This is a genomic window from Candidatus Pelagibacter sp. Uisw_137 (assembly GCF_047720245.1).
Classification (GTDB): domain Bacteria; phylum Pseudomonadota; class Alphaproteobacteria; order Pelagibacterales; family Pelagibacteraceae; genus Pelagibacter.
Genome location: NZ_CP159811.1, coordinates 1,182,220 through 1,197,677, shown reverse-complemented (window position 1 = coordinate 1,197,677; position 15,458 = coordinate 1,182,220). Strand labels below are relative to the sequence as shown.

Annotated in this window: 18 protein-coding genes; 10 read left to right on the top strand and 8 right to left on the bottom strand. The window is 29.2% G+C overall.

Annotation, left to right across the window (positions count from 1 at the left end; genetic code table 11):
• The first annotated feature begins 1 nt into the window (after window position 1).
• Genes ahcY through ABXT61_RS06395 form a run of 4 tightly spaced genes read left to right on the top strand, consistent with a single transcriptional unit; the run spans window position 2 to window position 3,389 of the window.
• A complete protein-coding gene (gene ahcY, locus ABXT61_RS06410; RefSeq protein WP_415315054.1) occupies window positions 2-1,288 on the top strand; it encodes an adenosylhomocysteinase in 1,287 nt (428 codons plus the stop codon).
• Window positions 1,272-1,748 (top strand): tRNA (adenosine(37)-N6)-threonylcarbamoyltransferase complex ATPase subunit type 1 TsaE, encoded by a 477-nt coding sequence (gene tsaE, locus ABXT61_RS06405; protein ID WP_415315053.1) that lies wholly within the window; start codon window positions 1,272-1,274, stop codon window positions 1,746-1,748. Before ahcY ends, tsaE begins: the two co-directional genes overlap by 17 nt.
• Complete coding sequence (locus ABXT61_RS06400; protein WP_415315051.1) at window positions 1,735-2,700, top strand: phosphotransferase; 966 nt, start codon at window positions 1,735-1,737, stop codon at window positions 2,698-2,700. The genes tsaE and ABXT61_RS06400 overlap by 14 nt, the downstream gene beginning before the upstream one ends.
• The gene (locus tag ABXT61_RS06395) at window positions 2,697-3,389 is read left to right on the top strand and encodes a sugar phosphate nucleotidyltransferase (protein ID WP_415315050.1); all 693 of its coding nucleotides are present in this window, start codon (window positions 2,697-2,699) and stop codon (window positions 3,387-3,389) included. The genes ABXT61_RS06400 and ABXT61_RS06395 overlap by 4 nt, the downstream gene beginning before the upstream one ends.
• Here ABXT61_RS06395 and ABXT61_RS06390 read toward each other — a convergent pair.
• On the bottom strand, window positions 3,375-4,091 hold the full coding sequence (locus ABXT61_RS06390; RefSeq protein ID WP_415315049.1) for a 2,3-bisphosphoglycerate-dependent phosphoglycerate mutase: 717 nt from the start codon (window positions 4,089-4,091) through the stop codon (window positions 3,375-3,377). The two genes, ABXT61_RS06395 and ABXT61_RS06390, sit on opposite strands and share 15 nt — an antisense overlap.
• Window positions 4,092-4,140: 49 nt before the next feature.
• Between ABXT61_RS06390 and ABXT61_RS06385 the strand changes: the two genes are divergently transcribed.
• Window positions 4,141-4,542: a VanZ family protein gene (locus ABXT61_RS06385; protein ID WP_415315047.1), complete on the top strand. Its 402-nt coding sequence runs from the start codon at window positions 4,141-4,143 to the stop codon at window positions 4,540-4,542.
• Window positions 4,535-5,134, top strand: coding sequence for a lytic transglycosylase (locus ABXT61_RS06380; RefSeq protein ID WP_415315046.1), 600 nt, complete (start codon window positions 4,535-4,537; stop codon window positions 5,132-5,134). The genes ABXT61_RS06385 and ABXT61_RS06380 overlap by 8 nt, the downstream gene beginning before the upstream one ends.
• Here the strand turns inward: ABXT61_RS06380 and ABXT61_RS06375 are convergent.
• Genes ABXT61_RS06375 through msrA form a run of 4 tightly spaced genes read right to left on the bottom strand, consistent with a single transcriptional unit; the run spans window position 5,131 to window position 10,383 of the window.
• Window positions 5,131-8,253 (bottom strand): efflux RND transporter permease subunit, encoded by a 3,123-nt coding sequence (locus ABXT61_RS06375; protein ID WP_415315044.1) that lies wholly within the window; start codon window positions 8,251-8,253, stop codon window positions 5,131-5,133. The genes ABXT61_RS06380 and ABXT61_RS06375 overlap by 4 nt on opposite strands.
• Complete coding sequence (locus tag ABXT61_RS06370; RefSeq protein ID WP_415315042.1) at window positions 8,253-9,122, bottom strand: efflux RND transporter periplasmic adaptor subunit; 870 nt, start codon at window positions 9,120-9,122, stop codon at window positions 8,253-8,255. The genes ABXT61_RS06375 and ABXT61_RS06370 overlap by 1 nt, the downstream gene beginning before the upstream one ends.
• Window positions 9,123-9,125: 3 nt before the next feature.
• Window positions 9,126-9,938 carry a rhodanese-like domain-containing protein gene (locus tag ABXT61_RS06365; protein ID WP_415315040.1) on the bottom strand — a complete coding sequence of 271 codons (813 nt, stop codon included), beginning with the start codon at window positions 9,936-9,938 and terminating at the stop codon, window positions 9,126-9,128.
• Between the two features lies 1 nt (window position 9,939).
• Complete coding sequence (gene msrA, locus ABXT61_RS06360) at window positions 9,940-10,383, bottom strand: peptide-methionine (S)-S-oxide reductase MsrA (RefSeq protein ID WP_415315039.1); 444 nt, start codon at window positions 10,381-10,383, stop codon at window positions 9,940-9,942.
• A gap of 35 nt (window positions 10,384-10,418) precedes the next feature.
• Between msrA and ABXT61_RS06355 the strand changes: the two genes are divergently transcribed.
• A complete protein-coding gene (locus ABXT61_RS06355) occupies window positions 10,419-11,303 on the top strand; it encodes a DMT family transporter (RefSeq protein WP_415315037.1) in 885 nt (294 codons plus the stop codon).
• The gene (locus ABXT61_RS06350; protein ID WP_415315036.1) at window positions 11,296-11,931 is read left to right on the top strand and encodes a DNA-3-methyladenine glycosylase family protein; all 636 of its coding nucleotides are present in this window, start codon (window positions 11,296-11,298) and stop codon (window positions 11,929-11,931) included. The genes ABXT61_RS06355 and ABXT61_RS06350 overlap by 8 nt, the downstream gene beginning before the upstream one ends.
• Here ABXT61_RS06350 and ABXT61_RS06345 read toward each other — a convergent pair.
• Both ABXT61_RS06345 and ABXT61_RS06340 read right to left on the bottom strand, forming a co-directional pair.
• A complete protein-coding gene (locus ABXT61_RS06345; RefSeq protein WP_415315034.1) occupies window positions 11,918-12,214 on the bottom strand; it encodes a DUF1330 domain-containing protein in 297 nt (98 codons plus the stop codon). The two genes, ABXT61_RS06350 and ABXT61_RS06345, sit on opposite strands and share 14 nt — an antisense overlap.
• A gap of 1 nt (window position 12,215) precedes the next feature.
• Window positions 12,216-13,106 carry a hypothetical protein gene (locus ABXT61_RS06340; RefSeq protein ID WP_415315033.1) on the bottom strand — a complete coding sequence of 297 codons (891 nt, stop codon included), beginning with the start codon at window positions 13,104-13,106 and terminating at the stop codon, window positions 12,216-12,218.
• A gap of 30 nt (window positions 13,107-13,136) precedes the next feature.
• Here ABXT61_RS06340 and ABXT61_RS06335 point away from each other — a divergent pair, with 30 nt between their 5' ends.
• On the top strand, window positions 13,137-13,673 hold the full coding sequence (locus tag ABXT61_RS06335) for a phosphoribosyltransferase (RefSeq protein WP_415315032.1): 537 nt from the start codon (window positions 13,137-13,139) through the stop codon (window positions 13,671-13,673).
• A gap of 33 nt (window positions 13,674-13,706) precedes the next feature.
• Here the strand turns inward: ABXT61_RS06335 and ABXT61_RS06330 are convergent, their stop codons facing one another.
• Complete coding sequence (locus ABXT61_RS06330; protein ID WP_168607077.1) at window positions 13,707-15,017, bottom strand: NCS2 family permease; 1,311 nt, start codon at window positions 15,015-15,017, stop codon at window positions 13,707-13,709.
• Between the two features lie 131 nt (window positions 15,018-15,148).
• Here ABXT61_RS06330 and ABXT61_RS06325 point away from each other — a divergent pair, with 131 nt between their 5' ends.
• A complete protein-coding gene (locus tag ABXT61_RS06325; protein ID WP_415315031.1) occupies window positions 15,149-15,454 on the top strand; it encodes a hypothetical protein in 306 nt (101 codons plus the stop codon).
• Window positions 15,455-15,458: the final 4 nt, after the last annotated feature.

Genomic DNA, 15,458 nt, shown 5'->3' with positions numbered 1-15,458 from the left:
AATGGATGATTTTAAAGTTAAAGATATATCACTAGCAGACTTTGGAAGAAAAGAAATTTCAATAGCTGAAAGTGAAATGCCTGGTCTAATGGCATTAAGAGAAGAATATTCAGAAAAAGCACCTTTAAAAGGAGCAAGAATATTAGGGTGTCTTCATATGACAATCCAAACAGCGGTTTTAATCGAAACTTTAGTAGAGCTTGGGGCAGAAGTTAGATGGTCTTCATGTAATATTTTTTCAACGCAGGATCATGCTGCTGCAGCAATAGCTAAAGCAGGAATACCAGTTTTTGCTTGGAAAGGTGAAACTGAAGAGGAAGCTGTATGGTGTATAAGACAAACAATAGAAGGTAAAAAAGACTGGAAAGCAAATATGCTATTAGATGATGGTGGTGATCTAACCGCAATGATGCATACCGATTATAAAAGTTTATTAAAGGAAGTAAAAGGTGTTTCAGAAGAAACAACAACTGGAATTAAAGCATTAAATAAAATGGAAAAAGATGGCTCATTAATGATTCCAGCAATTAATGTTAATGATTCAGTTACAAAATCAAAATTTGATAACCTGTATGGTTGCAGAGAAAGTTTAGTAGATGGAATTAGAAGAGCTACAGATGTTATGATGTCTGGTAAAGTTGCAATTGTTGCGGGTTTTGGTGATGTTGGAAAAGGTAGTGCTGCATCTTTAAGACAAAGTGGTGCAAGAGTTATGGTTACAGAAGCGGATCCAATCTGTGCACTCCAGGCAGCAATGGAAGGCTATGAGGTAGTTTTAATGGATGAAGCAATAAGTAAAGCAGATATTGTTGTTACAGCTACAGGAAATATAGACATTGTTACTGCGGACCATATGAGAAATATGAAAGATAGAGCAATCCTATGTAATATTGGTCACTTTGATAATGAGATTCAAGTAGAAGCATTAAAAAATTATAAATGGACAGAAGTTAAGCCAGAAGTTGATGAAATAGAACTAGTTGATGGAAAGAGAATTATTCTTTTAGCCAAAGGTAGACTGGTAAATTTAGGTTGCGCAACTGGACATCCAAGTTTTGTAATGAGTGCATCATTTACAAACCAAGTAATGGCACAAATTGAGCTTTGGGATAATCATAAAAATTATGAAAATAAAGTTTATGTGCTGCCAAAATCGTTAGATGAAAAAGTAGCAATGCTTCACTTAAAAAAAGTGGGCGCAAAACTTACGAAACTATCAAAAGACCAAGCTGACTATATAAGTGTTGAAACAGAAGGTCCATTCAAACCAGATGCATATCGCTACTAATAGCGAAATAATAGATATCTCATTAGAAGTTAAGACAACTGATTTAGCAAAAAATTTTTCGAAAATACTAAAAAAAGGTGACGTAGTATTTTTTCATGGTGAAATTGGAGTTGGAAAGACAACATTTATAAGACATTTAGTAAATAGCTTTCAGTTTAAAAATCATCTAAATCCAACAGAGGTTACAAGTCCTACATTTAATTTAGTAAATGAGTACGATGTAGGAATTTTTGTAATTCACCATTATGATTTATATAGACTAAAAAGTAATGTGGAGACTAAAAATATTGGATTATTAGAAAATCAAAAAGAAACCTTAACATTAATTGAATGGCCTGAAAAAATTGATAATAAAATTGATAATAAAATTGATCTATTTTTTGAATATGGAAAAGATATGAACAAAAGATTTTTATGTATTAAGGGTTTAAGTAATGAAAAATTAAATGAGATCATCTAAAATAAAATTAAAAAAAATTAAAGGTGACGCATCCTTTAGATCTTTTTATAGAAAAACAGATAATAAAAAAAATTCAATTATAGTTTGTGCTACGAAAGAAAAGAAACAGAACCTATTAATATATGATGCTATTAATAGCCTATTAATAAAAAATAAAATTCTCGCTCCAAAACTATATAAAGAAAATTACAAAAAAAATTTCATAGAAATTGAAGACTTCGGTGATGACACAGTATTTAAATTATTAAAAAAAAATGGAAGTAATAAAATTAATTTATATAAAAAATCTATTGATTTGCTAAGTAAAATTCAAAAAATTAAACAAAAAAAAATTAAAAATTTTAAGGGAAAAAATTATAAAATTCCATTTTATGATGGTAAAAAATTATTTAAAGAAACAAAATTATTTTCTGACTGGTATGCAAAAAAAAATATATCAAAAAAAAAATTATTAGCATTTAATTTTAAAATAACTAAACAGATAAAATTTTTACTATCAAATCTCAGGTTAAAAAATGACACTTTAGTTCACCGAGATTTTCATGTTTCAAACTTAATGAAATATAAAAAAAAACTAGCAATAATCGATACACAGGATGCTTTGATAGGTAATAGAGCTTATGATTTAGCATCTTTAATTGACGATGTTAGGTTTAAATCAAATAAAAAATTAAAAGAGAGCATTTATGAATATTACTTAAAGTTGAATAATAAAAAGATTAATAAAGTTATTTTATTAAATGATTTTGAAATATTGTCAGTGCTTAGAAATATGAAAATAATAGGAATTTTTACAAGGTTAGCAGCAAGAGATAAGAAGACAAAGTACTTAAGATTAATACCTCATGCTTGGAAATTAATAGAGTTAAGAATTAAAAATAATAAAATATTTGATAACTTTAAAAAAACTCTGGATCTTAATTTTTCTAAAGAATTAAGGAATCTTAAATGAAAATTAACACTGCATTAATCTTGTGTGCTGGCTATGGAAAGAGATTAAACCCTTTAACATTAGAAAAACCAAAGCCACTTTTGAAAATTAATGAAATTACATTACTTGAAAAGTGCATTAATTTTATTGAATTTTTAGGAATAAAAAAAATTATAATAAACACATTTTATTTAAATAAAGAGATTGAAAATTTTATTAAGGCCAAAAAATTTAATTTAAATATTAAAATAATTAATGATGGAAAAGAAATTTTAAATACGGGTGGAGGAATTTTGAACATGATTAATTCTTCAAATGAGCTAGATTTTATGACTTTAAATCCAGACACTGTCTGGGATAGGAATTATACAAACGTTGTTCAAAAAATGGAAAAATTTTATTTTTCTAATAAAATTAAAAATATACTTTTATTAGCAAATAAAAATCTTAGTTTTGATAAAAAATTAAAAGGTGATTTTAATCTTGTAGATAATAAAATAAAAAAAAGTGACCAAAATGATTTGATTTATACAGGATGCCAAATAATTAATAAAAGTTTATTTGAATCCTACTCAATTAATAATTTTTCGATATCAAAAGTTTGGAATGAATTAATTGCTAAAAACAAGCTATACGGTTATGAAAGTTCAGAAGAATTTTACCATTTAACAGATTTAGAAGTTTACGAAAAGTTATTAAAAAATAAGTAGATCTTTCGCTCTATCTTTATCTAAATATTTACATTCAATGATTTTTTGCTTTGAATTTAAATTAATTAAAAGCGGGTTACCTGTTGGTATTTCAAGCTTAGATATTTTTTTATTATCCAATTTAAATAAAAACTTACATAATACTCGAATTGAGTTGCCATGAGCTGAAATTAAAATATTTTTATTATCTAATAATTTATTATGAATATCAGAATTATAATATTCTATTACTCTTTCATATGTATCTTTAAGAGATTCTGTATCTGGAATTTTATCTTTAGGTACAGTTTTATAGGCATCAATATTTATGGGGTGATATGGATTATTTATACTTAGTGGATCAGGTTTAATATCCCAAGATCTTCTTAATTCATGAATTTTATCCTCCCCAAGCTTTTCCCTCATTTCATCTTTATTTAGACCAGTTAAAGCTCCGTAATGCCTTTCGTTGAATTGCCATGCTCTTATAGGTTTTGTGTTATCTCTCAATGTATCTTGAATAAATTTAAGAGTATTAACGGCTCTTAATTGAAATGATGAATAGAAATAATCTATATTCAGCTTTAGTTCTTTAATATATTCACCAGATTTACATGCTTCCAGTTTTCCTTGACCAGTAAGATCCACATCGACCCAACCAGTAAATCTTTTTTCCAAGTTCCATTCACTTTGGCCATGTCTAACTAATATTAAATGAGGCATTTGATATATTTTGATAACTGATAAAACTAATAAAATAAATAAAATTATTATGAAATGTATAAAAAAACTTTTAATTTTAGGGTTTCATTCAATCAATCTAATATTGATAATATTTTATCTATATCCAGGAAGTATATTTGGATGTTTTCTATTCAATAATTGCTATGTTCAGCCCCAAATTACTAAAGACTTTTTATTTTCCTCTGAGTACTCAATCTCTTCTAATCATCTGTATGTATTCATAATTCTTTCATTTTTTGGAATGCTTGCTTATCATGGTTCAAATAAAGTCAAATTTTTAATTACATATTTATTTTCACTATCAATTATTTTGGAATTATTTCATCTAATTATTCCAAACAGAGGGTTTGAATGGAGTGATTTATTTGGAAATATCCTAGGTGTTATAATAGTAATTATAATTTATAATGTTAAAAATAAGTATGTTTAAAATAAAAAACAATTTTTTTATTATAATAATTATTTTAATTTCAGCGTGTTCCTCGATACCTCAAAATACATCTAATAGTTGTTCAATTTTTAGTGAAAGATATCTTTGGTATAAACATGCAAAAAAAACTGAAGCAAAATGGGGTACACCAATTTATGTGCAGCTAGCAATTATTAAAATGGAGTCTGATTTTGATTGGTTGGCAAAACCACAACGCCAAAAACTATTTAAAGTTATACCTTTTAAGCGTCCATCAAGCTCTTTTGGCTACTCACAGGCTGTAAAGGGAACTTGGGAACAATACAAAAATGAAACAGGTAATAAACTTGCAACAAGAGCAAGATTTAAGGATAGTGTAGATTTCATTGGTTGGTATACAGACAAAACTGAGTCCCTTTTAAAAATTTCTAAGAAAGATGCTTTTAGGCAATATCTTGCATATCATGAGGGGTGGGGTGGTTATAAAAATTATAAGAATAATCAAAAAGTTATAGGCTTAGCTAAAAAAGTACAAAAGCAGTCTAACAAATATAAATCTCAACTGAAAAAATGTCAGAAAAGACTAAATAAAAATAAATATATTATTTTTTAACGAAGTTGTTTTTTTAACTCAATATCAACAGCATCTATTCTTTTTGTATTTTTAGCTAAAATTAAATACATTGTTGGAGTAACGTAGAGTGTAAAGAATGTTGATATAATCATTCCACCTAGAATAGTAGCACCTACAGCTAATCTTGAAGCTTCACCTGCTCCCGGGCCTATATTACCTATAACAAGAGGCATCATGGCTATCATTGTACTTATTGATGTCATCATTATTGGTCTAAATCTTAACTTACATGCTTCTTTAACTGATGTTTCAATATTTTTTCCAGCTGTCCTTAATTGATTGGCATAATCAACAATAAGGATACTATTTTTTGTTGCTATTCCAATTAAAATGACGAGTGCTATTTGTGAGAAGATATTAATAGAACTATTTAAGAATAGAATAAAGACCAACCCTCCAAATAAAGCAAGTGGGACGGTTAACATAATAATAAATGGGTGAATAAATGAATTAAAAGTTGCAGCCATTACTAAATATGCTGTTAAAAATGCTAATCCAAAAATAATGAACAGTTCGTTGCTAGTTTCTTTTAATTCTTCTGATTTACCCTTCCATGCAATTTGATTAGAAGGGCTAACTTCTTCGACAGTTTTTTCTAAGTATTTTATAGCTTCTGTAAGTGTGTAGGATGGTGATATATTTGCAGATATTGTTACAGCTCTCTGTCTGTTATATCTTGCTAATTTCTTTGCAGATCCTTTTTCACTAAATTCAACTAAATTTGCTAAAGAAATAAGTTTACCATTGCTTTCTGATCTAACAAATATTTTAGAAAGTCCTTCCTGAGATCTTCGGTCAGCCAAGTATTGCTGAAGTATAATTGGATATTCTTTACCAAGTCTATTAAATTTAGTTACAGTTTTTCCACCATAAAGAGTTTCTAAAGTTTTTCCAATTGAGTCAGTAGATATATTCAAATCTTTAGCTTTGTTTTTATTAATTACCAGTTTGATTTCTGGTTTGTTTCTAGAATAGTCAGATTCAATTCTGGATAAGTTTTTATTCTGTCTTAATTTTCTAATAACTTTAGATTGTATTTCCTCTAACTCTTCATAAGTGCTGCCTAATATAACCATCTGAACTGGTTTATTGTAACTAGAAACCCTAATAGATTGCGGTGAAATTGGAAAAGCTACAGTTTCTGGCACTGTCACAATTTTTCCGATTGCCTCTCTCATTATTGTTTGTGAACTTTTATCTCTTTCAGCCCATTCATCCAATAATGCAATTATTATAAAGCTGTTAAAAGAATTTTTGTTGCTGCCAAAGCCGGGCACTCTCATTATAAATCTTTTATAGGGACTATCCTTAGCCTGAAGAAGAGGAATTAATCTTTTTTCAACATCTTCTGCTCTTTTTTCAGTATATTCAAAAGAACTCCCCTCATCTGTAAATCCAAGAACAAGATATACACCTCGATCTTCCATGGGAAGTAATTCTTTTTTTGTAAAATGAAATAAAACACTGGAGACAATAATAGTGAAGACAATAAATGAAATAACAATTTTTTTCTTATTTAACCAGTAACTTAATGTCTCCTCATAAAATTTTGATAATGATTTAAAAAACTTATCAAACTTAGTAACTATAAGATTTTGCTTAGGTTCTTTCTTTAAAAACTTACTTGCTAACATGGGTGACAATGTAAGAGCAACAAAAGAGGACACCACCACTGAAAAAGATAAGGCAATTGCAGTTTCTCTAAATAATGTTCCTGCAATTCCATCTATAAAAATTAAGGGAATAAATACTGCAACTAGAATTAATGTTGTAGCAACGATCGCAAAACTAATTTGTTTTGACCCTTTATAGGCTGCAACTAAAGGACTATCTCCATTTTCAATTCTTGAATAAATAGCATCAGTCATAATGACTGAGTCGTCTGTAATTATTCCAATTGCCAGAATAAAACTTAACAATACAAAAATATTTATTGATAAACCAAATAAATAAAGTCCCAAAAAAGATGCTATTAAGCTTACTGGTAATGCAACTGCTGGAACAATTACAGCTTTTATATTTCCTAAGAATAAGTAAATAATAATAACCACGAGTATAAAAGCGATGATTAAAGTTTTGTATACTTCATCAATAGCAGTACCCACATATGTTGCCCTGTTATAGGCTATTTCTATATTGAGATCATCAGGCAAAGTTTTTTTAAGTTCATTTATTTTTTTACTTATTTCTTTAGAAAGCTCTACTGTTGAAGCACCACTTTTGGCATAAATACCAATTCCTACTGTTTTTAGATTTAAAGCATCCTTACTTTGTGCTTTGAAAAGATTTTTTTCTGAAACTGGACCAAATTCAATATTGGCAATATCCGCAAGTCTTACAATACTATTTTGGTTTTTTTTTATAGGTAATGCTTTTAATTTTTCTATATTATCATATGACTTGTCTAAATTTAATATTAAATCAACATTGTTAGCCTCAAGGGTACCTGCTGGCAAACTTACATTTTCTTTACTTATTGCCCCCTCAACTTCTTGAATAGTTAAATTATAAGCTGCTAGTTTGATTGGGTCTATCCAAACTCTAACACTTAAATTTCTTAAACCACCAGTTCTAATGGTTCCTACATTTTTAACACTCGAAAATTGATCTACTAAATATCTTTCTACATAATCTCCAAGCTCTAAATCACTCCAAGTTGCAGAAGATACAGAAAGCCACATAGTAGTTGAAAAACCAGCCGACTGCTTAAGTATTTGAGGTGCATCAGCTTCACTAGGTAATCTATCAACAATTCTTGCTACTCTCTCTCGTATATCGTTGGCTGCATTATCTAGGTTAATATCAGTATTAAATTCAACATCAATTGAACTACTTCCATTTTCTGATGTCGAGTTGATATTTTTTACTCCTTCTACTCCACCAATCACTTTTTCAATTACTTGAGTTACTTCTTGATCAATTATAGGAGCCGATGCAGATTTATAGTCTACTTTAATTTGAACCACAGGAGGCTGTAAACCTTCAGGCAATTCTCTTACCGGCAGTTGTGAAAAAACAAATATTCCAAAAATAATTAATATAAGAGACATTACCCACGCAACAACCGGTCTTCTTATACTTACATCAGTTATAAACATTATTTTTTAATAGGTTTTATTTTACCTTTAGGCCTAACTTTTTTTAATCCCTCTGCAACAATGTTGTCTCCTTCTTTAAGGCCACTGATTACCTCAATAAATCCACCATCTCTTATTCCAATGTTTATTTCTGTTTTATTTGTAATATTTTCTTTTGAAACTTTGTAGACGTAAGTTTTGTCTCCTTCTACCATCATGCTAGTATCAGGTATTCCAAGAGAATCTCTTACATTATAATTAATAACAACTTCTAGAAGAGAGCCTGGAATTAATTCAGAGTTTTCATTTTTAATCATAACTCTTGTAAGTAAACTTCTCGTTTCAGCACTAATCCTGCTTGAAACGGCATAGACTTTACCGCTGTATGTTTTGTTTTTGTTACCTGAGAATTTTACTTTAATAGGTAAATCCTTTTTTATGAACGTTGCAAAATTTTCAGGAATTTTTAGATCAGAATAAATAATTGAATTATCATCCAAAGTTATAATGATTGAGTTATCTGATCCAAGAATATCTCCAGTTATTCCCCTGTATCCGAGAACACCATCAAAAGGCGCAATAATGTTTCTGTCTTTAAGCTTAACAATCAGGTCACCTTTTTTTGCATAACCCTTAAGAATTAATTCAGATATTAAATTATCTCTCTTAATTCTAAAAGATTCAGTTCTCTTTGAGACTGCCGTACCAAAACTTCCAATATTTTCAGAAAAACTTTTGTAAACTACCTCTTTGACAATTATTCCAGGAGGAGGTCTTTTGCTAAATTTTTTCTTAAAATGGTTTCCTACCATTGTTCTTCCAACAATTACTAATGTAATTATTAGGAAGAAAGTAATAATTGCTGTTTTGATTTTTGTTGATCTTTTCATTTTCTAATTTTTCCCGTATTCACTCCATGAACCGTCGTAAATTGTTGGCATATATTTAATGTCTATTAGAGAATAAGCAAGAGCCAAAACCGAAGCGGTAACTCCAGAACCACATGTAAACACTATATTTTCATCAAGGTTACATTTGGTTAATCTAAATTTTTCAAGAATTTTTTCTTTAGCAACGAATGTGTGATCTTCATTAATAAGCTCAGAAAAAGGGAGACAATAAGAATTTTTTATAGAGCCGCTTCTTAATCCCTGTCTTGGTTCAGGAACCTTGCCCTCAAATCTCTCTCTACTTCTTGCATCTATAACTATGAACTCATTCTTATCAACATTTTCATCAACTTGTTTTTTGTCTTTTACTAATTCTTTTTTTTCACTAGCTCTATAATTGGAATTAGTAGTTTTTGTTAAATAATTAATGGTTGGTTTTTTTTCATTCATCCATTTCTTTAATCCACCATCTAGTAAATGAACCAAGTGTGGATCATGCCCAAAGTAAACAAAATTATACCAACATCTACAAGAACTGATTACATCAGAATTATCATAAATTATTATTTGATCCTCATTTCTAATTCCCATATCTGATACAATTTTTTCCCAAGATTTAATATCAGTCAACATATGAGGTAAATCAGTATCTGTTTTAGAATTTTTATCTAAGTCAAAAAATATTGCATTCTCTATATGCAACTGTTGATATTCCTCAAAACCATTTCTTTTTGTTTGGGGCATGTGCCATGAGCAATCAATAATTTTTACTTTATTTAAATTTTTTTCTAACCAATTTGTGTTGACCAATGGCATATTATCTTTTTTCTAAATATCTCTGATGGTATTCTTCTGCTGGGCAGTAATTTTTTAATAAAGAGGATTTTGTTACAACTTTCCCAGATAAACTTGAATTCATTTTTTCTATTACATTTTCTGAAATTTCTTTTTGTTTATTATTTAAATAAAATATTTCACTTCTATATTGCGTTCCAAAATCGGGTCCCTGTGAATTTAAGGTTGTAGAGTCATGAATTTCAAAAAAGAATTCTAAAATTTTTTCATAAGAGATGATTTCAGGATCAAAGACTAACTTAACAACTTCTGCATGATTAGTATTACCAGTGCATACTTCTTTGTAAGTAGTTTCCTTGCTGTCACCACCACAATAACCCACTTCAGTTTTGATAACTCCTTCAAGCTTGCCAAACTTAATTTCTGGCCCCCAAAAACACCCTAAACCTAAAACAGCTATTTCCATTGCTTATCCTTTAATTTAATCTACAAATTATTCTTATGCTTACTAAAAATCAATCAGGCTTTTTGTACATGTTTATGTCGATATGTGCATTTTCTTTTATGGATCTAATAGTTAAATGGTCTGAACATTATCCTTTAGGACAGGTGCTATTTTTCAGAGGTTTTTTTGGTGTAGTTATTTACTTTTTTATAATGCCGAGAGATAGGATTAAAAATTTTTATCTCACAAAAAGAGCAGGTTTGCATTTTTTAAGATGTTTATTTGGATTGATAGCTTTAATTGCAATATTTATTGCACTGAGAAACTTACCATTAGCCACGGTAGTTAGTATTTCTTTTGCTGCTCCTATATTTACTACAATCTTTTCAATTTTTTTTTTAAGTGAGAAAGTTGGATTTTACAGATGGCTCGCTGTATCGATTGGTTTTATTGGAATTATTGTAATAACCGAACCTGGTTTTGGTGCTCTAAATATATACTATATTTATCCGATTATTTTCTGTTTAGGTCTATCTTATGTTGCTATTGCAATAAGGCAACTATCTACAACAGAACCTGTTTGGCTTATTGCTCTTAATTTTTCAATAGTTATTACCTTAGCAAGTTTATTTACAATTCCTTTTGGCTGGGTGATGCCGAACATTCATGATTTAGTTTTTTTATGTATGATTGGATTTTTAGGAGGTTTTGCAAATTTATGGTTAAGTCAATCATTTAAATTATCTGAAGTTTCTCTTGTTTCACCATTAAAATATTTAGCATTAGTTTTTGGAATAATTTTTGGATATTTAATTTGGGATGAGATTCCTACAATAAAAACACTACTCGGTGCATTATTAGTTGTAGCCTCTTCTTTAATTATTCTTAGAAGAGAAATTTATCACAAAAAAGAAATACCATCCACTACTAGACATGAGTAAAAAACCAAAATATTGGAATACTGCAAAGAAATATTTATCTAACAAAGATAAAGTGATGTCTGCATTAATTAGTAAATATAAATCTCCGACAGAAGCCGTGCTTACCTCTAGAAAAGATATATTTTTTTCGTTATGTAAAAGTATAATTGGACAACAAATTAGTGTTGCAGCAGCAAACTCAGTTTTTTTAAAGTTTAAAAAAAAATGTAACAATAAAATTAATGCAAAGATAATATCCAAACTATCTTTTGTGCAACTTAAAAGTTGTGGATTAAGTAAACAAAAAGTTAGAGGAATAAAAAGTTTAGCAAAACAAATATTAGATAAATCATTTAATCCCAGGTTAATTTCTAAAATGTCCGATGAGGATGCTATTATTTATTTATCCCAGTTAAGACAAATTGGTAGATGGTCTGCTGAAATGATCTTATTGTTTACTTATAATCGTTCAAATATTTGGCCTATACAAGATATTGGTCTTTTGAGGGGAATTTCAAAAAATTATAAAAAAAAATATTTACCACCAGAATCCTATGTAAGTTTGTTGCAAAAAAGATTTTCACCTTATTGTTCAGTAGCAACTTGGTATCTATGGAGAAGTATAGATCCAGAAACTATTCAATATTAAAACCATGGATAATTTGTAAATTCCTATCTGTAGTATGCTTAGCTAACGCCCAACCCTTTTGATATTCTTTTGATTCATGGCATTCTATAGCAGCTTCATAACTTGGAAATTCCCAAATTACAGTTCTTGAAAAATTTTCACCTTCTAAACATTGATATTCTCCACCTCTAACTAGCGCTTTTCCACCATAACTTTTTATCACAGAAGTTACATTAGCAGAATAATCTTTTAGGTTTTCTGGATTATCAATTCTTTTGTATAATGCTATCCAATATCCTTTCATATTAATCTATCCAATCTTTTAGATCATTTTGATTAATTTGAATATAATTAGGCAGTTTATTTATGTCAAATTTTTCAAGTTTATTTCCATTGCCAATTTTGTTGACTGTTTTATCAACTTTCAAATCGTAGATTGCCAGTTTATTTTTTATTATTTTATCTATCTGATCAACAGAAAGGGGATTTTCATCAAATTCCCTATGATGTAAATAAGATTTTAATTTAAATTCTATCTCCTTCGGTGTCTTAATATTTGAAAAATGCCAACCACCATCACTTATAATCTTTATACTAGTAAATTTAGTTTTAGAAAAAAAAGTATCTATTCTAAAAAAAGAATATTTTCTGTCTTTTATATTTCTTAACCATTGAGGGCTGATCAAATTTTTCTTCTTACATGCTTTTGTTCCAGTCCAAATTAAATCAGGCAACAGTAGGTTAAATTTGTAGTAAAACATATCTTGTTTAAATAAAATAATTTTTTCTTTTATACTTTTAAAGTTTAAGCCAGATAGTTTTGGTATTTCATCTACATCAGATATTAAAATAAGATCTTCATCATTTGCCTCTTTAAGTCCTTTAGCTATAAGGTTTCTCTGACCATTTTCTCTGTATGCTGCATTAAAAATTAACTTTATTGACCTATCATTTTCACTATCTTCAGTCTTTATCTCATGTGTTTGTGGGTAAACCTCCTCATCAATTATATAAATTATTTTATCTCTAAATTTTTGAAATTTTTTATGATCAAATTGCAGTTCTCTTGGGTCACCTTTATGGGTAAATCTGCTTTCGACAATCACAAAATAATCAACAAATTCATTTAAAGTGTGAAGTCTTACGTTCACCACTACTTCTTCGTCAAAGTACATAAAACAATCGTAAATTTTCATAATTTTTTATTCTTTTTTATTTATATTTATATGATAAAAAATTTTATGGCAGATAAATTAATTATCACTTTTAATCAGTATACAAAAATTGTAGAAAAATTAGCAATAGAAATTCACAATAACTATAAACCAACGGTACTAGTTGGTATTATGCGTGGAGCAGCTCCAATATTAGATATTCTTTCAAGAGTTTTAAAATTACCAATAGCCTACATAGTTATTCAAAGTTACACAGGAAAAGGAATGGAAGACAAACAAGGTCAATTGATGTTTGCTCGAGAAATTAGCTCTTTAGCTGAGAGTAAAGATTTTGATAAAGTTTTATTAGTAGATGATTTGTCTGACACTGGATTAACTTTAAATAAAAGTATTGAGTGGTTAAAAAATTATGAGCCAACTAAAGATTTTATAAATGAAGTTAAAACTGCATGTTTATGGAAAAAAAAATCATCTACATTTGAGCCAGATTTTTGCCCAATAAAACTAAATTCAGACCCATGGATTGTTCAACCTACTGAACATTATGAAGAGATGTCTATGGAAGAAATAATTAAGAGAAATAAATAGGGCTGGAATAATTCCAGCCCTAAAACTTATATTTTAAGCAACTGCAAAACTAACAACACTTAAGATTGCAATAACCCATATTGCTGGTGAAGTTGAAGAAAACTTACCAGTAAATAATCTGATTAATGCGTATGAAACAAACGCTAAAGCAATACCATTACTAATACTATATGTTAATGGCATAGCAATCATTGCAAGAATAGCAGGAGCTGCTTCACCAATATCATCCCATTCGATATCAGTTATGTTTCTAACAAAAAGAACAGAAACAAATACTAAAGCTGCACCATCAATTTGCTTAGGTAAACTTGTTGCTAAAGGAGCAAAGAATATACAGGCTAAAAATAGGAGACCAATTACTAAAGAGGTCATTCCTGTTTTTCCACCAGCTTTTACACCAGCACCAGATTCAACATAACTTGTTACAGTTGTTGTTCCCATCATTGCACCAGCTACAGTTCCAACACTGTCAGCCATCATTGCTTTTTCGATATCTTTAACTTTACCATCTTTACCAACCTTACCAGCAACGTTTGCTACTGAAGTTAATGTTCCTGCAGTATCAAAGAAATCAACAAATAATAATGTAAATACTACAGTTGTCATACCAGCTGTTAATGCTGCTGATAAGTCAAAATCAAATAGATAAGTCATTGGAGGTGGTGAGCTTGCAATTCCATTAAATTTAGCAAGTCCAGTAGCCCATGCAATAATACTGAATAATAAAATACCAATAATAATGTTTCCTTTAACTTTCATTTTTTCAAGGACAACCATTAAAATAAATGCAGCACAGCCCAATAGAACAAGTGGATCGCTCAAGTCACCTAACTGAACTAGTGTTACCGGATTATCAACAACAACTTCCATGATTTGAAGTCCAATTATTGCTAGGAATAGTCCAATACCAGCACCAATTCCTAATTTTAAACTTCTTGGAATTGAATTAATTAACCACGCTCTGATAGGTGTTAATGAAATGATTAAGAACAAAACTCCAGCAACTAATACAGCTCCTAAAGCTTCTTGAGGCGTATAGCCCATTCCAGCACAAACACCAAATGCAACGAAAGCATTAATACCCATACCTGGAGCCAAACCTATTGGCCATGTCTTTCCATAAAATGCCATTATGAAACAAGCAAGTGCTGTTGCAACAATTGTTGCCGTATATACTGCTCCAAATTCGAAAAAACCTTTTTCTGGTCCAGCAAATTCACCTGATAATATAAATGGATTTAAAAACATAATGTAAGCCATTGTCAAAAATGTTGTTACACCAGCTATTACTTCTGTTTTAAAATCAGTCTTGTGTTTTTTATAGTCGAAATATTTTTCTAACATTGATCCTCCTAAGATTAAGATCGAGTAATATTAGATTAATTAGGAAAATACTCTTAAAAATCTAAGTTTATCAACATATTTCAACTTATAAGTTTATATTTATGCTACATTTTGAGTGGTATCATCGACCTGTGCAAAAAATAAAATTTATTTTTATAAGCTTATTTTTTTTAACTCTAGTTGCTGGCTGTCAAACAATTAAAGACAAAACAGGTGCAATTGTTGAAAAAGAAAATGCTAAGTTAAGTGGATACATTGGAAAAACTTCAAGCAATTTACAAATGGAATTAGGTAAGCCAGATGAAGATTTTAAAAATGATAAAGGCAACTTAGAGCTTGTTTACAATACCAAAAAATATGGAATACTCTGTGAAAGAAGATTTGAAGTAGACTCTAATTCTATTGTGATTGGTTTTGTTTCAAATGGTTGTTTCTAAAAAA